Genomic DNA, 18,208 nt, shown 5'->3' with positions numbered 1-18,208 from the left:
GATGACGTGGTCCGAGGGGGGGAACAGCGGTGGTCTGCCGGTTCAGCCGGAGGTGCCGCGGGCCCGCATCCTGGTCGTCGATGATCACGCTCCCAACCTCCTCACCCTGGAAGCCACGCTCGGCGACCTGGGTGAGGTGGTGAAGGCGCACTCGGGCGAAGAGGCCCTGCTGCACCTGCTGCGCGAGGACTTCGCCCTCATCCTGCTGGACGTGCAGATGCCGGGCCTGGACGGCTTCGAGACGGCCCGGCTCATCAAGGAGCGCGAGCGCTCGCGCTTCATCCCCATCATCTTCCTCACCGCGCGCAGCCGGGACGCCTCGCACGTGTTCCGCGGCTACGCCCAGGGCGCGGTGGACTACGTCCTCAAGCCCTTCGCGCCGGAAATCCTCCGCTCGAAGGTGTCCGTCTTCGTCGAGCTGTTCCTCAAGGAGGAGAAGCTCAAGCGCCAGGAAGCCCTGCTGCGCCAGCGCGAGCGCGAGGCCATGGAGCGCGAGAGCGCCTACCGCTACCGCCTGCTGGGCGACGCCATGCCCCTGTGCGTGTTCGCCGCCGGCCCGGATGGCCGGCTGCGCTATGGCAACCGCGCCTGGACGGAGCTGTCCGGCCTGCCCTCCGAGGCGGTGGAGGACTTATGGCGCTCGGAGGTGATGCACCCGGAGGACCGGGAGGGCGTGTACGCCGCCTGGTGCCAGTCGGTGGGCACCGGCCAGCCCTTCGAGGTGCAGTTCCGCCTGCGCTGCCAGCGCACCCAGGCGTTCCGCTGGCACCTGGGCCGCGCCGTGGCGGAGCGCAACGAGCGTGGCCGCATCACCGGGTGGATCATCACCGCCACGGACATCGACAACCAGAAGCGGGCCGAGGAGGAGCTGGCCCGGGCGAGTGTGGCCAAGGACGCCTTCCTGGCCGCGGCCTCGCACGAGCTGCGCACGCCGCTGGCCGCGGCGAAGATGCAGGTGCAGCTGGCCCAGCGCAAGTTCGGCGCCGAGCTGACGGACGGGCCGCGCCGGGCGCTCGAGGGGTTGGACCGGCAGGTGGACCGGATGACGAAGCTGGTGTCGGACCTGCTGGACGTGAGCCGGCTGCTCACCGGGCGGCTGTCGCTGGAGGTGGAGGAGTTCGACCTGGTGCCCCTGCTGCGCACCACCTGTGAGCGGCTGCAGGCGCTCTCCACCGAGCACCGGCTGCGGCTGGAGACGCCCGAGACGCTGCCCATGCGGGGAGACCCGGGGCGCATCGAGCAGGTGGTGACCAACCTGGTGGCCAACGCCATCCGCTACTCGCCCCAGGGCGGCGCGGTGGAGCTGCGCGCCTGGTCCGAGGCGGGCAACGTCCTGCTCCAGGTACGAGACCAGGGCATCGGCATCCCGGCTGAAAAATTGCCAGTCATCTTCGAACGCTTCGGTCAGGCGCACGGCGCGAGGTATGGTGGCCTGGGCCTGGGGTTGACCATCTCCCAGGGCATCATCGAGCAGCACGGCGGGCGCATCTGGGCGGAGTCCCGGGGAGTAGAGGGCGAGGGCAGTACGTTCCACGTGTGCATGCCGCTGCAGTCCTAGCTTCCAGAACAGGACCTTCCGTCGTAGAAGGGGCCGTTTTCCGAGGTGGGGAGAAAGGGATGACGTTTGCGCGCGGGCGATCTTCCCGAAGCAGTGCGTCGGCTGATTGCCGAACACATTGATTCGGTCGAGCAGCTGGAGATCCTCTTGCTGCTGCATCAGCACCCGGAGCGTTCCTGGACCGCGGAGTCCGTGGCCCGGGAACTGCGGATCTCCCCCTTGTCGGCCGGGGACCGGCTGAAGGACATGGCTCGCGCGGCGATCCTGGCCAGGGTCCAGGGCAGCGAGGCGGAATACCGCTACGCGCCGGAGAGTCCCCAGATGGGAGAGGCGGTGTCCGGGCTCGCCGCAGCGTACTCGGAGCGCCGCGTGACGGTCATCAACCTCATCTTCTCCAAGCCGGTCGACAAGATCCGGACTTTCGCCGACGCCTTCCGGCTCCGAAAGGACGCTGACGATGACAATGGCTGATGCGGTCTTCCTGCTGTGTGCGGTGACCAGCCTCGCCTGCGCGGTGCTGCTTCTGCGCGGGTATGCGCAGAACCGGGTCCCCCTGCTGCTGTGGAGCAGCCTGTGTTTCGTGGGGCTGGCGGTGAACAACATCCTGCTGGTGGCGGACCTGATTGTGTTTCCCGGGAGGGATCTGCTGCTGTTCCGCAACCTGTCCGGGCTGCTGTCGCTCGCGCTGCTGGTCTTCGGACTGGTGTGGGATTCCGAATGAACGAGTTCCTCTCCGGCATGGCGGCTGCGCTGGCGCTGGTCGCCGGGTTGTTCTTCCTCCGGTTCTGGAGGAAGACGCGCGACCGCTTCTTCGCCTTCTTCGCCGCCTCCTTCTGGTTGATGGCGGTGCACCGCATGGTGGGCTTGTACCTGCGGGACAGCAGCGAGAACCAGCTCACGGCGTACATCATCCGGCTGGTCTCGTTCGTCCTCATCCTGGTGGCCATCATCGACAAGAACCGGGCGGCGCCTCGCAAGTAGGGACGGGCGCGGGCCCCGCGAGAGGACCCACGCGGCGGGCCCTCTTCGGCTGCTGTCCCCGGGCCTGTCAGGGCGGAGATGCGGCGAGCTGCGGGCTGATGCGCGAATGTGAGCCGCGCCCGGACGAGCGGACGTGCCGCTCTCCCTGAGCGCTACAGCGGGAGTACGGCCTCCTTGCCCCGCAGCGGGGGCGTCATGCCGTCCACGGGCAGCTTCAGCTGGAAGGCGGTGCCCTGGCCCGGCTGGCTGCGCACCTCGATTCTTCCGCCCATGCCCTGCACGATGCTGTTGCAGATGGCCAGCCCCAGGCCGGTGCCCACGCCCACCGGCTTGGTGGTGAAGAAGGGCTCGAAGATGCGCCGCTGGATCTCCAGGGGAATGCCCTGCCCGTTGTCCTCCACCTGGAGCACCACGTGGTGGGGCCCCTCGCGCCACGTGGACACCTGGATGCGGTTGTCGTCGGCGGTGCGCGCCGGGAGCGCCTGCAGCGCGTTCACCAGCAGGTTGACGAGCACCTGTCCCAGCCGCGCCTCGTTGCCGCGCACGGGCGGCACCTCGCCGAACGCGCGCACCACCTGCGTGCGGTGCCGCATCGCACTGCGCATCAGCCTCAACGCGCTCTCCACCACCCGGTGCACGTCCACCGGCCCCACGCGCTCGTCGTCGGCCCGCGCGAAGGACTTCAAGTCCTGCACCAGCTCGCGGATGCGCCCCACGCCCTCGCGCGTCTCCGAGAGCACCTCGCGCATCTCGGGCAGCGCCTCGGGCAGCACCATCATCCCCGTCAGCTGCTCCTCCAGGAAGGTGAGGTTGGCCGAGACGAAGGTGAGCGGGTTGTTGATTTCATGCGCCAGGCCCGTGGCCAGCGTGCCCGCCGACGCCATCCGGTCCGCCAGCCGCAGCTGCGACTCCAGCCGCTTGCGATCCGTGATGTCCCGGCTGAGCACCATCAGCAGGGAGCGGCCTCCGCCCATGAAGAGCGTCTTCCGGGTGAGGAGCACGCGCGTCTGGCCGGACGCGTCGGTGAAGGTGTCCTCGGCCTCGTGGGGTTGGCCGGTGGTGAAGACCTGCTCGTCCTGCCGGCGCAACGTGTCCGCCTCGGCCTTGGGCATGAGGTCGCGGTCCGTCCTGCCGAGCAGATCCTCCAGCGGACGCCCCATGAGCCGGCAGAAGGCGCTGTTCATGGCGATCCACCGGTACCCCCGGTCCTTCACCAGCAGCGGCTCCGGCACGGTGTCGAGCGTCTTCTGCAGCAGGTCGCGCGAGCGCTCCAGCTCGTCACGCCGGCGACGGCGCTCCAGCTCGAAGCCCGCGCGCACCGCGAAGGCGTTGATGAGCGCGTAGTCCAGCTGCCGCGCCTCGAGCGGCCGATCATGCAGGATGGCCAGCACGCCGATGGGCTGGCCACTGGAGTCCCTCAGCGCCGCGCCCAGGTAGCTGCGCAGGCCCTGCTCGCGCAGCATCGTGTCCTCGGGGAAGCGCGCGGCCACCCCGTCCGGGTAGTGGCAGATGGCCTGGTCCACGGTGATCTCACACGGCGTCCCGGCCAGCGCGTAGGGCGGCAGCTCGCAGAAGTCGCCCAGGTTGAAGCAGGCCAGCTTGCGCACCGAGTCCCCATCCAGCTCGCCCACCAGCGCGCACGTGATGCCGAGCGCCTGGGCCAACTGCCGCACCATCACCTGGAAGAAGTCGGGGCCGGGCTCGGCCAGGGTGAACTCCAGCAGCGCCTGGAGCGTGGCCTCCGTCCGCATGCGGTTGCTACCCGCCACCATCAAGGCCGAGGGCTCCCATGCGCGCAGCCGCCGCTCCAGGGCGATCAGCCGCGCGCCCCAGCGCTCCCCCGGAGGCGGCAGGCACTCGTCGGCGCCGGCCTGCTCGAGGGTGTGCAACTCGTCCGGGCCGCGCGGGGTCAGCACCACCAGCTGCGAGCGCAGCGGCTCCCGGCGCGCGTGCAGCCGCTGGCAGAGCGTGAGCGTGTCCTGCACCGGCCCGCCCGCGTCCCAGAGCACCAGCAGCCCGGGAGGAATCAGCTCGGGCAGCTCCTCCAGGCCCCGTGCGTGCTGGACCTGGCACTCCACCGCGTGACGCATGCCCTCCTCGCGCAGCCTGCGCTCCCATTCCTCGCGGACGGTTTGGGGAACTCCCAGCGTGACGACGTGCATGGCATTCCTCCCCCTTGCCGCACTTGTCTCACGCGCCCGTGTGGCTTGTCTGGCGTCAAGGTGGGTTGACGCACCACATCATAACCGACCTTCGAGAGGAGTGGGGGTCGAGACGTTGGCTGCTGGACGTGCTCAGGGCGCGACGGAGACGGAGAGCTCGCCCAGCCCCTCGACGGTGAGGCGGACGCGGTCCCCGGCCCGGAGCGGCTGGGCCGCGGTGGCGGCTCCGGAGAGCACGATGCTGCCGGCGGGCAGTGACTGCCCGTGCTGGTCGAGCAGCTCGCACAGCTGGAGGATGGAGACCACGGGGTCTCCCGAGATGGCATCCGAGCGCGCCGCCTGGACGCGCTCGCCATTCACCTCCATGACCATCTGGAGGTTGGGGAGGTCCAGCTCGCGCGGCGGGCGCTCGAGGGTGCTCAAGACGTAGTGCGAGGCGGAGGTGTTGTCCGCCACCACGTCCGGCAGGGAGAAGTATTTGAAGTCGACGAAGCGCGAGTCGAGGATCTCCATGGCCGCGAACACGGTGGAGCAGGCGTCGAGCGCCTGTTCGCGGGTGATGCGGCCGCGCAGCTCGCGCGAGGTGCGGAAGGCGATCTCCGGCTCGATGCGGGGGTGGATGGAGCCCTGCATCCGGAGCGTGCCGCCGGCGGGGACCGCCATGCGGTCGGTGATGAAGCCGTAGATGGGCAGGTCCAGGTTCATCTGCTTGCGCTTGGCCTCGGAGGTGAAGCCCATCTTCAGGCCCACCACGTGCTCGCCGCGAGCGGTGCGCAGGCGGCGGCCCTCGGCCTGGATGGCATAGCCGTCCGGGAGCGAGAGGGTGGGGTGGGCCCGGGTGAGGGGAGGGACCGCGCGAGCCTCCAGCCGTGCCTGATCCAACAGCCGGGCCAGCTCCTCGTGCATGCGTGCGCTCATCGCCATCTCCGAAGTGGGGGGGAGGGGCCCGTTTACCGATGCCGCCGCCGCGAGCGCAAGCCGCGTTTCTGGCGCGGTCCGGTGAAAGACGCCTAGGTTCCGCTCCCACAGGAGGCTCACGCATGGCGAAGCGGACGTTCGAGGAGTCCAGCAAGGAAGGCGGTCTGCACCACCGGTTGGCTCAGCTCGCCGGGGAGTGGGAGGGGATGACGAAGACGTGGTTCGAGCCGGGCAAGCTCGAGGATGAGTCGCCCTGGCGTGGCACGCTGCGTCCCGCGGCGGGAGGACGGTTCATGGTGTACGAGTACGAGGGCTCGATCCAGGGCAAGCCGCTCTCGGGCATGGCGATTCTCGGCTACCACCTGGATCCGGACCGCTTCGAGATGGCGTGGGTGGACAGCTTCCACACCGGCACGAGCATCATGTCCTTCAAGGGGGCGAACGAGGGCCGGGGCTTCGGAGTGCTGGGCAGCTACGACGCTCCCTCCGGGCCGCCGTGGGGCTGGCGCACGGAGGTTCAACAGCCTGAGGCGGACCGGTTGATCATCACCCACTACAACATCACCCCCGACGGCCAGGAGGCCAAGGCGGTGGAGACGGAGTACCGGCGTAAGCGCTGAACCGCGGTAATCGGCTGGTCAGGTGAAGCACTGCTTGAACCAGCCGACGAAGCGCAGGGCCTCTGGTGAATCATGGCCGAGCACTTCGGTGGTCAGCGCTGTGCCGAAGGGTAGACCCGGGTCCCTCTGCCACGCGAGCCAGGCATGGATGGCGCCCTTGAGATGGTCGCGCTGACTCAACCTGGCGCCCAGCGCCAGGGCCTGGGTGGTCGTGGCCTGAGCATGCGGCCAGACTGTATCCCCGTGGGGAATCAGCTTCTCGATGAACTCCTCGACCCGCCCGGGCTGTGAGTTGTCTGGCATGAGCCAGATGCCGACGCGCGAGTTGGGGCGGATTCCGGCGGTGACCGTGCCATCTGGAGAGGGGGTCGCTGGCAGGGTGACGCCCAACTCCCTGAAGAGGTCCTTGAGCTGCTGCCACCGGTGGGTGGGGGTCAGGTCCGCGTCGATGACGAGCCCGAGCCGTTCGTACGTCTTGAGCGCCGTGGAGAGCGTGGCCTTCACGAGCAGTTTCTCGACGCCTCCAGCGGCTTCGACGTAGGGACGTGTCGTGCGGTCATCCTGCCAGTCGTACCCATGACGGCCGAGGAGATTGATGATGGTCCACTGGTCATCCGGACCTTCGACCATCAACCGGTAGGGACTCTTGGGAAGGGGCTTGCTCACCGGAGTTCCATCTGGTGCTGGGAGGCCGCGAGGATTTCATCGGCGGAGTAGGGGACACTCGCCTCGGCGCCGCGCTCGATGCGATGCAGCGAGATGAGGTCCCGGACATCGGGGGACTCCTCGTAAAGGGATGCCAGCGCCCTGACGCAATCGAGGCTGTGGGTCGTGGCCAGCACCTGGACGTCCATTCGTCGCGCCACTTCCACGACGAGCCGCCACATCTGCGTCATGACGGAATGGTGCAGCCCCGTGTCGATTTCATCGATGAGCAGGTAACCGCCCGCTGAGCTCACGAGGTTCATGCTCAAGGCGAGGAGCCGTTTGATTCCCTCTCCCATGCTTCCCAGTGGGATGCGTTCGTCAGAGCCTCTGAGCTTGACGAACATGCTTCCCCCCCTTTCCGACCTCGGCCCGGACAGGGCCGCGAGACGTTCGATGTCTGGCTCGATGATCTGGAGCGCGCTCGTGACTTTTGCTTCTTCCGGGGTCAGTACAATGTCATCCCATAGCAGCTGGAGTTCCGAAACGGGTGGTGCGGCCGTTCCCATGAACCGGACCTTCCAGTCGTTACCAGCAGGCTTCGCCACTGCATGACGCAGTAGACGAGACATGACGTTGTAGCCAGCCAATGGAAAGGTGTGGACCTCCGGACTCATTCCATCTCCTGAAATCGAGAGGGCGAGGTTCGGGGAGCCAGACCTGAGAAACTCAACAGGCGGTGCAATCTCGTCGCCCTCCATCTTTCCGGAGGGGCGGGGAATAACCCTACAGTTGATGAACCGAGGATGCTCTCCCACGACCGCCTCGATCTTGAAAGATTTTTCGGGTTCGAGAGTGTGGCCATGGAAGAGATGGTTCACCTCGATGTAGCCGCCGCTAAAATCCCGGATGGGAACGTACTCGCCTCGGCTGCGCGCACTGCGTTCGAGAATGGAGGGGCTTGTCCCGCCCAGCACCAACTCGGCGGCTTCGAGCACCGAGGTCTTCCCCGCGTTGTTCGTGCCGACCAGCAGGCTGACCCGGGTCAACCCTTCCACGGTGAGCTTGCGGAAGGAGCGGAAGTTATCAATCCGCAGAGTGGTCATCATGCAGGAGACTCCAGGCACAAGAGGGACAGCCGCTCTCGCGTCTACCATCAGCACCCCCAACGCTCCAGTTGTGAGCGAGGGCGGCTGGGGCGACCGGCTCCTCGCTTGGGAAGGACTCCAGAACTGAACGCTCCGGCGCCCCCGCCCCGGTAGCCGGGGTGTGGGGCCCGTGGTATTCCGGGCCCCGGCTTGCCCGAGGAGGATGCGCGCATGGAGAAGGTCCTCAACTACATCGGCGGAGAGCTGGTCGCCCCGAGCTCCCAGGTCTGGTTCGACAAGCCGGACCCGGCCACCGGAGAGCCCGCGGTCCAGGTGCCGGACTCGGACGAGAAGGACATCCAGCGCGCCGTGGAGGCCGCCCGGAACGCGTTTCCCGCCTGGGCCGCCACCCCGGCCAGCGAGCGGGCTCGATTGCTGCGCCGCGTCGCGGACACCCTCCGCTCGCGGCTGGACGCCTTCGCCCGCGCCGAGGCCATCGACACCGGCAAGCCGCTCACGCTGGCCTCCACGGTGGACATTCCCCGCAGCATCCAGAACTTCGAGTTCTTCGCGGACGCGGTGACGCAGTTCTCCACCGAGGCCCACGTCATGGACGGCGGGGCGCTCAACTACACGCTGCGCTCGCCCCTGGGCGTGGTGGGCTGCATCTCGCCGTGGAACCTGCCCCTCTACCTGCTCACCTGGAAGCTCGCGCCCGCGCTCGCCATCGGCAACTGCGTGGTGGCCAAGCCCTCCGAGGTGACGCCCATGACGGCGTACCTGCTCGCCCAGGTGTGCCGCGAGGCCGGCCTGCCTCCCGGCGTGCTCAACATCGTCCACGGCTACGGCGCCAGGGTGGGCTCCGCCATGAGCCGCCACCCGGAGATCAGCGCCATCTCCTTCACCGGCAGCACGCGCACCGGCGCCGAAATCGCCCGCACCGCCGCGCCGCTCTTCAAGAAGCTCTCGCTGGAGATGGGCGGCAAGAATCCCAACGTCATCTTCGCCGACTGCGACTTCGACGAGGCCCTGGCCACCACGGTGCGCTCGTCGTTCTCCAACCAGGGTCAAATCTGTCTCTGCGGCTCGCGCATCTTCGTGCAGGCCCCCATCTACGAGCGCTTCAAGGCGGCGCTGGTGGAGCGCACGAAGGCGCTGAAGGTGGGCGACCCACTGGAGCCCTCGACGGACCAGGGCGCGCTGGTGTCCCCGCAGCACTTCGAGAAGGTGATGGGCTGCATCGAGGTGGCGCGCAAGGAAGGCGGCCGCGTCCTCACCGGAGGCAAGCGCGCCGAGGTGCCGGGCCGCTGCCGCAACGGCTGGTTCGTGGAGCCCACGCTCATCGAGGGCCTGGGCCACGCGTGCGCGACCAACCAGGAAGAGATTTTCGGACCGGTGGCCACCATCACCTCCTTCGAGAAGGAGGAGGAGGTGCTCGCCTGGGCCAACAGCACGCGCTACGGGCTGGCGGCGAGCGTGTGGACGCGCGACGTCACCCGGGCGCACCGCTTGGCCGCGAAGCTGGAGAGCGGCATCGTCTGGGTGAACTGCTGGATGCTGCGCGACCTGCGCACGCCGTTCGGCGGCGTGAAGGAATCGGGCGTGGGACGCGAGGGCGGCCTGGACGCGCTGCGCTTCTTCACCGAGCCCAAGAACGTGTGCGTGAAGCTATGAGCAACTCCGATCGAGTCGACTCCCAGAAGGCTCCCGAGCCGGTGGGCCTCTATCCCCACGCCCGGCGCGTGGGCAACCTGCTGTTCCTCTCCGGCGTGGGTCCGCGCGAGCGCGGGAGCAAGAAGATCCCCGGCGTCGAGCTGGATGCCCAGGGCCACATCGTCTCCTACGACATCGAGACGCAGACGCACTCGGTGTTCCGCAACGTGCGCTACATCCTGGAGGAGGCGGGCTCCTCGTGGGACAAGCTCGTGGACGTGACGGTGTACCTCACGGACATGAAGAAGGACTTCCCCACGTACAACCGCCTGTGGGCCGAGTACTTCAAGGACGTGCCCACCCCGCCGTGCCGGACGACGCTCGGCATCACCGCGTTGCCCACCCCCATCGCCATCGAATTGAAGTGCATCGCCACCATCGGAGACTGAGATGAGCCGGCTGCAACCCCTCAACTTCAAGAAGTGGATCGACGAGCACCGCCACCTGCTCAAGCCCCCCGTGGGCAACCAGATGGTGTGGCAGGACCGGGACTTCATCGTGATGGTGGTGGGCGGGCCCAACTCGCGCACCGACTTCCACATCGACGAGAGCGAGGAGTTCTTCTACCAGGTGGAGGGGGACATCACCCTGCGCGTCATGGAGGACGGCAAGCCGCAGGACATCCCCATCCGCGAGGGGGAGATCTTCCTCTTGCCCCCCAACGTGCCGCACTCGCCGCAGCGGCCCGCGGGCACGGTGGGCCTGGTCATCGAGCGCAAGCGCCGCGAGGGCGAGCTGGATGGCTTCGCGTGGTTCTGCCCCCAGTGCAACACCAGGCTGTATGACGAGTACCTCCAGGTCACCAACATCGTCACCCAGCTGCCGCCCATCTTCGAGCGCTTCTATGGCAACCCGGAGCACTGCACCTGCAAGCAGTGCGGCTTCCGCGTGACTCGCGAGCAGCGCAAGGCCTCATGAAGATCGACATCCACACGCACCTGCTGCCGCCCGAGCTGCCGCGCTTCGCCGAGCGCTACGGTTACGGCGGCTTCATGACGCTGGAGCACCACGCCCCGTGCCGGGCGCGCATGGTGCGCGATGACGGGAAGTTCTTCCGTGAAATCGAGAGCAACTGCTGGGACCCGGTGAAGCGCATCGAGGAGTGTGATGCGCACGGCGTCAGCGTGCAGGTGCTGTCCACGGTGCCGGTGATGTTCGGGTACTGGACGAAGCCGGAGCACGGGTTGGATCTGTCTCGCTTCCTCAATGACCAGCTGGCCTCGGTGGTGAAGGCGCACCCCAAGCGCTTCGTGGGGCTGGGCACGGTACCCCTGCAGTCCCCCGAGCTGGCCGTGCGCGAGCTGGAGCGCTGCATGCGCGAGCTGGGGATGGCGGGCGTGCAGGTGGGCTCGCACGTCAACGGCCTCAACCTGGGCGAGCCGGAGCTCTTCCCCTTCTTCGAGGCCGCGGCGGACCTGGGCGCCGCCCTCTTCGTCCACCCCTGGGACATGCTGGGCGAGGCGCGGATGAAGAAGTACTGGATGCCCTGGCTCGTGGGCATGCCCGCCGAGGTGGCGCTGGCCCTCTGCTCGCTCCTCTTCGCGGGCACGCTGGAGAAGCTGCCGAAGCTGCGGCTCGCCTTCGCGCACGGCGGCGGCGCCTTCCCGGGCACCTTCGGCCGCATCGAGCACGGCTTCCAGGTGCGGCCGGACCTCGTCGCGGTGGACAACCCCGTGCCGCCCCGCGACGCCCTGGGCCGCTTCTGGGTGGACTCGCTGGTGCACGACCCGGACATGCTGCGCTTCATCGTGAAGCTGTTCGGCCCGGACAAGGTGGCCCTCGGCAGTGACTACCCGTTCCCGCTCGGCGAGGACCGGCCGGGCACGCTCGTGGAGTCCCTCGCGGACTTCGACGCCACCACCCGGGAGAAGCTGTTGTGCCGCAACGCGCTCGCGTGGCTCGGGCGCTCGTATGAGGAGTTCACGTAGATGAGCGGTGAAGCGGTGCGGTACGAGGCCAGTGAGGCGTTCGCCCGGCGGATGGACGCGGAGGATCCGCTCCGTCACTTCCGCGACGAGTTCCTCTTTCCCCGCCACCACGGCGAGCCCGTCATCTACCTCGTGGGCAACTCGCTGGGACTCCAGCCGCGCAAGGCGAAGCCCTACGTGCTGGAGGCGCTGGAGGCGTGGGAGCAGCACGGCGTGGAGGGCCACTTCCGCGGCTCGCATCCGTGGATGCCCTACCACGAGTTCCTCACCGAGCAGACGGCCCGGCTGGTGGGCGCCCACCCGCTCGAGGTGGTGGTGATGAACACCCTCTCGGTGAACCTCCACCTGATGCTGGTGTCCTTCTACCGGCCCTCGGGCGAGCGCCGCAAAATCCTCATGGAGGGAGGCGCCTTCCCCTCGGATCAGTACGCGGTGGCCTCGCAGGTGCGCTTCCACGGGTACACCCCGGAGGAGGCCGTGCTTCCGCTCACCCCGCGCCCCGGCGAGGAGACGCTGCGCTCCGAGGACATCCTCGAGACGATCGAGCGGCACGGGAAGGAGATCGCCCTGGTGCTGCTGGGCAACGTGAACTACCTCACCGGGCAGGCCTTCGACATGGCCGCCATCACCCGCGCCGCGCACCGGCAGGGCTGCAAGGTGGGCTTCGACCTGGCGCACGCGGCGGGCAACCTCCACCTCTCGCTGCATGATGACGGGCCGGACTTCGCCGTGTGGTGCTCGTACAAGTACCTCAATGGCGGCCCGGGCACGCTCGGTGGTGTCTTCGTCCACGAGCGCCACGCGCGTGACAAGACGCTGCCCCGCTTCCAGGGGTGGTGGGGCCACGACAAGCAGACGCGCTTCCAGATGGGGCCCGACTTCGAGCCCATTCCGGGCGCCGAGGGCTGGCAGCTGTCCAATCCGCCCATCTTCCAGATGGCGGCACTGCGCGCGTCCATGGAGATCTTCGATCGCGCCACCATGCCGGCCCTGCGCCGCAAGAGCGAGCTGCTCACCGGCTACCTGGAGTTCCTCCTGGACCGGCTCCCGCCCGGCTTCGTGCGCATCACCACGCCGAGGGACCCGAAGCAGCGCGGGGCCCACCTGTCGCTGCGCTTCACCCAGGAGCCCCGGGAGCTGCTCGAGAAGCTGACGGCGCAGGGCGTCCTCTGCGACTTCCGTTCACCGGACATCATCCGCGCCGCGCCGGCTCCGCTCTATGTGAGCTTCCTTGACGTATACCGCTTCGCGGGAGTGCTCGAACGTCATGCACGAGATTGACCGGACGCAACGTGTGACGGTGGTGGGAGCGGGGCTGGTGGGCTCGCTCCTCTCGATGTACCTGGCGCGGCGTGGCTTCCAGGTGGACGTCCTGGAATGGCGCCCGGACATGCGCCGCGAGGAGATTGGCGCGGGCCGCTCCATCAACCTCGCCATCTCCGCCCGCGGGTTGTACGCGCTGCGGCAGGTGGGGCTGGAGGAGGAGGCGCTGCGCCACGCCATCCCCATGCGCGGCCGGATGATCCACCCCGTCTCCGGCGGGCTCGCCTATCAGGCCTACGGCAAGGACGAGTCCCAGCACATCAACAGCATCTCGCGCGCGTGGCTGAACAAGTTCCTGATGACCCACGCGGAAGCGACGGGCCGGGTGCGCATCCAGTTCGAGCAGCGCGTGCAGCGCGTGGACTTCCAGAAGGGCGTGCTCGACATCGTGGACAGGGCGGGCGGCCCCTCGCGCGAGGTATACACGCCGGTGGTGCTCGGCACGGACGGCTCGGGCTCGGCGGTGCGGCGCGAGATGGCGCAGGCGCCGGGCTACCGCGCGGCCCAGGAGCAGCTGAGCCACGGGTACAAGGAGCTGACGATTCCCCCCGGCCCGGGCGGCGCCTTCCAGATGGAGAAGCACGCGCTGCACATCTGGCCGCGCGGCTCGTACATGCTGATCGCCCTGCCGAACCTGGATGGCAGCTTCACGTGCACGCTCTTCCTGCCCTTCCAGGGCCCGGTGAGCTTCGAGTCGCTGGGGACGCCGGCGCAGCTGGTGGGCTTCTTCGAGGAGCAGTTCCCGGACGCGCTGGCGCTGATGCCCGGCCTGACGCACGACTTCTTCCACAACCCCACCGGGACGATGGTGACGGTGAAGAGCGAGCCGTGGCACGTGGGGAGCCGGGCGCTGCTGCTCGGGGACGCGGCGCACGCCATCGTGCCCTTCTTCGGGCAGGGGATGAACTGCGGCTTCGAGGACTGCGTGGCGCTGGATGCGTGCCTCGGGAAGCACACGCGGTGGGAGGACGCCTTCGTGGAGTTCTTCCGGCTGCGCAAGCCGAACGCGGATGCCATCGCGGACATGGCGGTGGAGAACTTCGTGGAGATGCAGCACAAGACGGCGGACCCGCGCTTCCTCTTGGAGAAGGCGGTGGAGAAGGAGCTGCTCAAGTCCTTCCCGGGCGAGTTCCTGAGCCGCTACACGCTGGTGAGCTTCAGCCTGACGCCGTACCGTCTGGCGTACGAGGTGGGGGCCATCGCGGGCGGCATCGTCGCCGAGCTGAGCGAGGGCCTCACGCGGGCGGAAGACGTGGACCTGGACAGGGCGCGCACGCTCATTCGCGAGCGGCTGGTGCCCTTCGTGAAGGAGCATTCGGATGGATTTGGGACTGCGAGGTAGGAGGGCGCTGGTGCTGGGCGCCTCGGCTGGACTGGGGTACGCCATTGGCGCGCAGCTGGTGAAGGAGGGCGCGCGCGTGGCCATCTGCTCGCGCGACGAGGCGCGCATCCGCGACGCCGCTCAGCGCATGGGCGCCGAGCTCGGCGTGACGGCGGACCTGACGAAGCCGGGCACGACGAAGGAGCTGGTGGAGAAGGTGATGGGCGCGATGGGCGGCGTGGACATCCTCGTGGCGAACACGGGCGGGCCGCCCAAGGGGAGCATCGAGAAGCTCACCGCCGAGCAGTGGCAGGACGGCTTCCAGAGCCTGTGGATGAGCGTGGTGGAGGGCCTGCAGGCGGCACTGCCGGGGATGAAGGAGCGGCGCTGGGGCCGCATCATCCTGGTGACGTCGGTGGCCGCGCGCGAGGCGATGCCGCTGCTGACCATCTCCAACGGCCTGCGCGCGGGGCTCATGGGGCTGGTGAAGACGGTGAGCAACGAGGTGGCCGAGCACGGTGTCACCATCAACGGCGTGCAGCCGGGCTACCACGCGACGGAGCGGCTCAAGGAGCTGGGCGTGCCCGAGGACAAGATTACGTCTGCGATTCCGGCGCGCCGCCTGGGCAAGCCCGAGGAGCTGGGCGCACTGGTGACGTTCCTCGCCTCGGAGCAGGCGGGCTACATCACCGGGCAGTCCGTCGTCATCGACGGCGGCTGGATGCGCGGCTTCTGACGTCCCCTCTCTTCCGCCGATGCGCTCGACAGCGGCCGGACACGGCGTCGACAATGCTGGAATGCTCACGCTGCCGCCGATCCCACCGGCGCGCAGCGGCGTCCCGAGCTGGTGAAGTGGGCCGAGCGCCAGCTGACAGCGCTCGAGGACTGGCTTCGGGAGCGTCCGTATCTCACCGGCGAGGCGTTCACCGTGGCGGACATCCTGATGACCACGGTGCTGCGCGAGGTGCGCCACGCGGGCGTGCTCGACGGCTTCCCCCGGGTCTCCGCCTACCGCGAGCGCTGTGAGGCACGGCCCGCCTGGCGGCGGACGCTGGATGCCTATGAGCAGCGCCTCGGGGCCCCGGCGGGCAGCGCGCGCTAACCAGAGCGCATGGGATTACATGCGCTTTCCGCTGTGCGTCCGGTAAGGCGGCGGCCCCCACGGGCTACGCCGCGAGCGTGCGGAGCGGGCGCAGTCACAAGAGGGGCGTGTCAGTTCTCATCCCTGCGCGAGGGCCTCCCTCCTGTATGGTTGGGTCTCCCGCATCCTATCCTTCAGGGTTGTTTCACCTGGGGAAAGGCCAGCGCCGTGGCGAACGAATACCGGAGTCCTGGGGCGGGGGAGGGCGGAGGGTACGCAGCTCGAGGATTGGCGGAGCTCGCGGGACAGGCCGCGGTGGGCCTCGCGCTTCGTTGCGCTGGTGCTCATTGGGCTGCAGACGGCATGCGCGACGGGCTACCCGATGGGAGGGACGCTCACGGGCGCGTCGCGCAGCTGGCGGCGGAGTCTCGGGCCCCAGGTGGCGGCGGCGGACTGGTCCGACGCCCGGGGCGAGGATGTGGCGGTGGCCAACCTCCGGCGAGCGGCGAAGCTGCCCTGGACGGACGGGGGGCGCTGTGTCGTGCAGGATGCCTCCCAACCCTGGCCCGTGCTGGCGGAGCGGTGCTACCAGGTGCTCGACCACGAGCGGGTGCGGTTCAGGGACACCACGGGGCGGTGCTCGGTCGCCTCCGCCGGCGCCGGGGCCTTGGGCATCGGGCTCTGTGTCCTCGCGGCGCCGGAGCTGGCCGTGGGCGCGGTCATCGTCGTGGGCGTGGTGGTGGTGGGCTTCGCCATTTCAGAGGCGCTGGAGTCCTACGAGAAGCGGGGGCGTCCCCAGGTGCAGCCGCCGCCAACGCTGCCCGTGCCGGAGACACGGCCCGTTCCAGAGACACGGCCCGTGCCGGAAGCAGTGCCGGTGACAGAGGCGAAGCGCGCTCCACCGGAGCTCAAGAAGAAGCGGCGTCCCAAGTCGAAGCCCGAGGGAGAGGACTGGCCGCCAGGACCGGCCCCCGAGCCCACCGACAGAGAGCGCGACCGCAAGTGCGAGGCCATTCCGGTCCCTCATCAGGGCGGTAACAAGGCGCACAACACGTGCGCCGACGGGTATCCGCCCAACCGCTGGCCCGGGAAGGATGCACAGGTAGCCGGCAAGAACTTCGACGCGCTTCAGGTGGGAGTGCGGGTGCTGTGGGAGATCAAGGTCGAGTACTTCGACGGGTACACCGACTTCCTGAAGAAGGTGACGGTCGAGAGGGAGATTGAAGAGTTGACCGAGTTCCGGGACATCGCGGTGGCTTGTGGCTATGCCTTCAAGGTTGGGGTGATCAGCGAGGCTCACAAGGCCGCGCTCCTGAAGGAAGACCGCAGCTTCGATATCGTCGTGACAGAGTGCAAATGATGACCGGTCGAGCCGAGTTGCATCTTCACGTTTACGCGCCAGCACTCGCCGTTGACGACGGGCGCCCGCTCGCGGCCGTTGAAGGGATGGAGCGAGCGGTGCCCGGGTTGCGCTTGGCGTGGCGGCTCTCGGACTCGGGGCGGCCCGTCGCGCTTCCGCAACGCGCGGCGTGGCTGGCTAAAGCGACCGCGAGTGGCAAGTTTGGCTTGCTGTGCAATGGCGACGAGAGCTACCCGGTGACGATGGGAGGCCGACGGGGGAGCGCAATTTCGAGTCCGGGGGGGGAGCCGCTGCTGACGGTTCACGCGACGCTCCCCCAGGACGAGCCCGTTGTCGCTGCGGCCGTGGACATGCTGGAGAACGTCGCTGAGGGCGTGCGCGCCCGGTGGGGCGTCGTGGCGCCCGGCCCCGTGAGGTTGCTCATCGCGGAGCAGACGGGCCCGAAGTCGGGTGGGCCGGAACGGCCTCCTCACGGGCTGCCAATGCTCAAGCTCCCGTGGAACATCCGCTCCGCCACGGTCCCCCAGTACCTCGGGTGGATCAACTACTGGTCTGCGGCAGCTGCCGAGGCCATCGGCTTTCCGGACCCCTCCCGCGACGCGGAGCTGCTGACGCGGGCCCGGCGCACGGCGTCGGGAGGGTGGGTGGTGAGGCTCACCGCGGCGCCGCTCGATGTGGACAACCCCGCCCACCTCGAGGCCCTCAAGCGAGCCTATGAGAGGTTCCCGGAGATTGGTGGGCGTGCGGAGGAGTGACGTAGCTGGATGAGGAGACGTGCCAATGGAGCCGGTGCGGGTGGAGGAGGTGGAGGACAAGGGCAGCATCATCGTCCTCACGCCGGAGCTGCTACGCAGCAACAGCCCCGACCACCTGGTGCTTGCCCGGAGGGTGCGGCAGAGCCTCGAGGCCCGCGGGCTGCTCCGCTGGCTCCTCGACACGCATTCGGCGTGACGAAGAAACACCCCGGTCCGATGAGACCTCGGAGCCGGGGCTGTCGTCGCAGTGCGTTGAGGCGGGGGAGCCCCGCGCGAATGGGGAGGTAGCAGCTACAACCGAACCTTCCGGCGGTCCCCCTGGAGGTTGAGCGTCCAGGCTCGAGCGGCCCCAACCGGGCCGCGTGACCTGATAAGTGGAGGTCCCACGAGGTAGGCCCCGCGTGTCCACACATCCGCCAGTCCCCAGTCCCGAGCACCCCATTGTCCGCGGCGTGGTGGCCGCCCTGCTTCCGCCCGATGAGGCGCCGCCGCTGCCGGTGGGCACCCGGATTGGTGGGGACGTGGTGGAGGGGGTGCTGGGCCGTGGCGGCTTCGCCACGGTGTACCGGGTGCGCAGCCAAAGCGGCTACGTGTCCGCCCTCAAGGTGCTGCCGCTGGACCAGGGCCCCGAGCGGGCCGAGCGCGCCTGGCGGGAGATGGCGCTGGGCGCGCGCCTGAACCACCCCAACCTCGTGCGCCAGTTGGGCGCGGGGCAGTGGCCCCTGGAGAACCCGCGCTACCTGTGGGTGAAGATG

The 18,208-nt window shown here is 68.7% G+C and carries 19 protein-coding genes and 2 pseudogenes; 17 read left to right on the top strand and 4 right to left on the bottom strand.

Annotated elements, in window-relative coordinates; translation table 11 throughout:
- Window position 1: 1 nt before the first annotated feature.
- The 4 genes from VFZ09_RS41060 to VFZ09_RS41045 all read left to right on the top strand — a co-directional run bounded on the left by VFZ09_RS41060 (window position 2) and on the right by VFZ09_RS41045 (window position 2,539).
- Entirely contained in the window at window positions 2–1,558 is a 1,557-nt protein-coding gene (locus VFZ09_RS41060; RefSeq protein WP_329733248.1) for a sensor histidine kinase, read from the top strand.
- 66 nt (window positions 1,559–1,624) lie between these two features.
- Entirely contained in the window at window positions 1,625–2,029 is a 405-nt protein-coding gene (locus tag VFZ09_RS41055) for a hypothetical protein (RefSeq protein ID WP_329733247.1), read from the top strand.
- A complete protein-coding gene (locus VFZ09_RS41050; RefSeq protein WP_329733246.1) occupies window positions 2,016–2,279 on the top strand; it encodes a DUF5985 family protein in 264 nt (87 codons plus the stop codon). The genes VFZ09_RS41055 and VFZ09_RS41050 overlap by 14 nt, the downstream gene beginning before the upstream one ends.
- The gene (locus VFZ09_RS41045) at window positions 2,276–2,539 is read left to right on the top strand and encodes a DUF5985 family protein (RefSeq protein WP_329733245.1); all 264 of its coding nucleotides are present in this window, start codon (window positions 2,276–2,278) and stop codon (window positions 2,537–2,539) included. The genes VFZ09_RS41050 and VFZ09_RS41045 overlap by 4 nt, the downstream gene beginning before the upstream one ends.
- 152 nt (window positions 2,540–2,691) lie before the next feature.
- Here VFZ09_RS41045 and VFZ09_RS41040 read toward each other — a convergent pair whose 3' ends face one another.
- Window positions 2,692–4,701 (bottom strand): two-component system sensor histidine kinase NtrB, encoded by a 2,010-nt coding sequence (locus VFZ09_RS41040; protein ID WP_329733244.1) that lies wholly within the window; start codon window positions 4,699–4,701, stop codon window positions 2,692–2,694.
- Window positions 4,702–4,833: 132 nt separating this feature from the next.
- The gene (locus VFZ09_RS41035; RefSeq protein ID WP_329733243.1) at window positions 4,834–5,619 is read right to left on the bottom strand and encodes a 2-keto-4-pentenoate hydratase; all 786 of its coding nucleotides are present in this window, start codon (window positions 5,617–5,619) and stop codon (window positions 4,834–4,836) included.
- Between the two features lie 122 nt (window positions 5,620–5,741).
- Between VFZ09_RS41035 and VFZ09_RS41030 the strand changes: the two genes are divergently transcribed.
- A complete protein-coding gene (locus VFZ09_RS41030) occupies window positions 5,742–6,239 on the top strand; it encodes a DUF1579 domain-containing protein (protein WP_329733242.1) in 498 nt (165 codons plus the stop codon).
- 18 nt (window positions 6,240–6,257) lie between these two features.
- On the opposite strand, the gene VFZ09_RS41025 is transcribed toward VFZ09_RS41030, so the two are convergent.
- Both VFZ09_RS41025 and VFZ09_RS41020 read right to left on the bottom strand, forming a co-directional pair.
- Complete coding sequence (locus VFZ09_RS41025) at window positions 6,258–6,905, bottom strand: DUF3226 domain-containing protein (RefSeq protein WP_329733241.1); 648 nt, start codon at window positions 6,903–6,905, stop codon at window positions 6,258–6,260.
- Window positions 6,902–7,993 carry an AAA family ATPase gene (locus VFZ09_RS41020; RefSeq protein WP_329733240.1) on the bottom strand — a complete coding sequence of 364 codons (1,092 nt, stop codon included), beginning with the start codon at window positions 7,991–7,993 and terminating at the stop codon, window positions 6,902–6,904. Before VFZ09_RS41020 ends, VFZ09_RS41025 begins: the two co-directional genes overlap by 4 nt.
- 210 nt (window positions 7,994–8,203) lie before the next feature.
- Here VFZ09_RS41020 and VFZ09_RS41015 point away from each other — a divergent pair, with 210 nt between their 5' ends.
- From VFZ09_RS41015 to VFZ09_RS40960, 12 genes and pseudogenes are all read left to right on the top strand, one after another.
- The gene (locus VFZ09_RS41015) at window positions 8,204–9,646 is read left to right on the top strand and encodes an aldehyde dehydrogenase (RefSeq protein ID WP_329733239.1); all 1,443 of its coding nucleotides are present in this window, start codon (window positions 8,204–8,206) and stop codon (window positions 9,644–9,646) included.
- On the top strand, window positions 9,643–10,074 hold the full coding sequence (locus tag VFZ09_RS41010; protein WP_329733238.1) for a RidA family protein: 432 nt from the start codon (window positions 9,643–9,645) through the stop codon (window positions 10,072–10,074). Before VFZ09_RS41015 ends, VFZ09_RS41010 begins: the two co-directional genes overlap by 4 nt.
- A 1-nt stretch (window position 10,075) precedes the next feature.
- Entirely contained in the window at window positions 10,076–10,603 is a 528-nt protein-coding gene (gene nbaC, locus VFZ09_RS41005; RefSeq protein WP_329733237.1) for a 3-hydroxyanthranilate 3,4-dioxygenase, read from the top strand.
- Window positions 10,600–11,613, top strand: coding sequence for an amidohydrolase family protein (locus VFZ09_RS41000; protein WP_329733236.1), 1,014 nt, complete (start codon window positions 10,600–10,602; stop codon window positions 11,611–11,613). The genes nbaC and VFZ09_RS41000 overlap by 4 nt, the downstream gene beginning before the upstream one ends.
- Entirely contained in the window at window positions 11,614–12,894 is a 1,281-nt protein-coding gene (gene kynU / locus VFZ09_RS40995; protein WP_329733235.1) for a kynureninase, read from the top strand.
- A complete protein-coding gene (locus VFZ09_RS40990) occupies window positions 12,881–14,278 on the top strand; it encodes an NAD(P)/FAD-dependent oxidoreductase (RefSeq protein WP_329733234.1) in 1,398 nt (465 codons plus the stop codon). Before kynU ends, VFZ09_RS40990 begins: the two co-directional genes overlap by 14 nt.
- Window positions 14,256–14,993, top strand: coding sequence for an SDR family oxidoreductase (locus VFZ09_RS40985; RefSeq protein ID WP_329733233.1), 738 nt, complete (start codon window positions 14,256–14,258; stop codon window positions 14,991–14,993). The genes VFZ09_RS40990 and VFZ09_RS40985 overlap by 23 nt, the downstream gene beginning before the upstream one ends.
- A gap of 105 nt (window positions 14,994–15,098) precedes the next feature.
- Window positions 15,099–15,359, top strand: a pseudogene (locus VFZ09_RS40980) (glutathione S-transferase family protein); the annotation flags it as partial.
- A 319-nt stretch (window positions 15,360–15,678) separates the two neighbouring features.
- Window positions 15,679–16,698 carry a DUF6310 domain-containing protein gene (locus VFZ09_RS40975; RefSeq protein ID WP_329733232.1) on the top strand — a complete coding sequence of 340 codons (1,020 nt, stop codon included), beginning with the start codon at window positions 15,679–15,681 and terminating at the stop codon, window positions 16,696–16,698.
- Complete coding sequence (locus tag VFZ09_RS40970; RefSeq protein ID WP_329733319.1) at window positions 16,698–17,453, top strand: DUF5953 family protein; 756 nt, start codon at window positions 16,698–16,700, stop codon at window positions 17,451–17,453. The genes VFZ09_RS40975 and VFZ09_RS40970 overlap by 1 nt, the downstream gene beginning before the upstream one ends.
- A 25-nt stretch (window positions 17,454–17,478) precedes the next feature.
- The gene (locus VFZ09_RS40965; RefSeq protein WP_329733318.1) at window positions 17,479–17,649 is read left to right on the top strand and encodes an Imm52 family immunity protein; all 171 of its coding nucleotides are present in this window, start codon (window positions 17,479–17,481) and stop codon (window positions 17,647–17,649) included.
- 205 nt (window positions 17,650–17,854) lie between these two features.
- A pseudogene (locus VFZ09_RS40960) lies at window positions 17,855–18,208 on the top strand (hypothetical protein); the annotation flags it as partial.

It is taken from the genome of Archangium sp., assembly GCF_036277355.1.
Classification (GTDB): Bacteria; Myxococcota; Myxococcia; order Myxococcales; family Myxococcaceae; genus Archangium.
The sequence above is the reverse complement of the archived record's forward strand: the minus strand, read 5'-3'. Positions and strand labels throughout refer to the sequence as shown.

What these genes read in the sequence shown, in the direction of transcription:
- VFZ09_RS41040 (WP_329733244.1), bottom strand. Translation starts at nt 4,701, where the DNA reads ATGCACGTCGTCACGCTGGGAGTTCCCCAAACCGTCCGCGAGGAATGG.
- nbaC (WP_329733237.1), top strand. Translation starts at nt 10,076, where the DNA reads ATGAGCCGGCTGCAACCCCTCAACTTCAAGAAGTGGATCGACGAGCAC.
- VFZ09_RS41000 (WP_329733236.1), top strand. Translation starts at nt 10,600, where the DNA reads ATGAAGATCGACATCCACACGCACCTGCTGCCGCCCGAGCTGCCGCGC.
- VFZ09_RS41045 (WP_329733245.1), top strand. Translation starts at nt 2,276, where the DNA reads ATGAACGAGTTCCTCTCCGGCATGGCGGCTGCGCTGGCGCTGGTCGCC.
- VFZ09_RS40985 (WP_329733233.1), top strand. Translation starts at nt 14,256, where the DNA reads ATGGATTTGGGACTGCGAGGTAGGAGGGCGCTGGTGCTGGGCGCCTCG.
- VFZ09_RS41010 (WP_329733238.1), top strand. Translation starts at nt 9,643, where the DNA reads ATGAGCAACTCCGATCGAGTCGACTCCCAGAAGGCTCCCGAGCCGGTG.
- VFZ09_RS41050 (WP_329733246.1), top strand. Translation starts at nt 2,016, where the DNA reads ATGACAATGGCTGATGCGGTCTTCCTGCTGTGTGCGGTGACCAGCCTC.
- VFZ09_RS41030 (WP_329733242.1), top strand. Translation starts at nt 5,742, where the DNA reads ATGGCGAAGCGGACGTTCGAGGAGTCCAGCAAGGAAGGCGGTCTGCAC.
- VFZ09_RS40990 (WP_329733234.1), top strand. Translation starts at nt 12,881, where the DNA reads ATGCACGAGATTGACCGGACGCAACGTGTGACGGTGGTGGGAGCGGGG.
- VFZ09_RS41035 (WP_329733243.1), bottom strand. Translation starts at nt 5,619, where the DNA reads ATGAGCGCACGCATGCACGAGGAGCTGGCCCGGCTGTTGGATCAGGCA.
- VFZ09_RS41020 (WP_329733240.1), bottom strand. Translation starts at nt 7,993, where the DNA reads ATGATGACCACTCTGCGGATTGATAACTTCCGCTCCTTCCGCAAGCTC.
- VFZ09_RS41060 (WP_329733248.1), top strand. Translation starts at nt 2, where the DNA reads ATGACGTGGTCCGAGGGGGGGAACAGCGGTGGTCTGCCGGTTCAGCCG.
- VFZ09_RS40970 (WP_329733319.1), top strand. Translation starts at nt 16,698, where the DNA reads ATGACCGGTCGAGCCGAGTTGCATCTTCACGTTTACGCGCCAGCACTC.
- VFZ09_RS40965 (WP_329733318.1), top strand. Translation starts at nt 17,479, where the DNA reads ATGGAGCCGGTGCGGGTGGAGGAGGTGGAGGACAAGGGCAGCATCATC.
- VFZ09_RS41015 (WP_329733239.1), top strand. Translation starts at nt 8,204, where the DNA reads ATGGAGAAGGTCCTCAACTACATCGGCGGAGAGCTGGTCGCCCCGAGC.
- kynU (WP_329733235.1), top strand. Translation starts at nt 11,614, where the DNA reads ATGAGCGGTGAAGCGGTGCGGTACGAGGCCAGTGAGGCGTTCGCCCGG.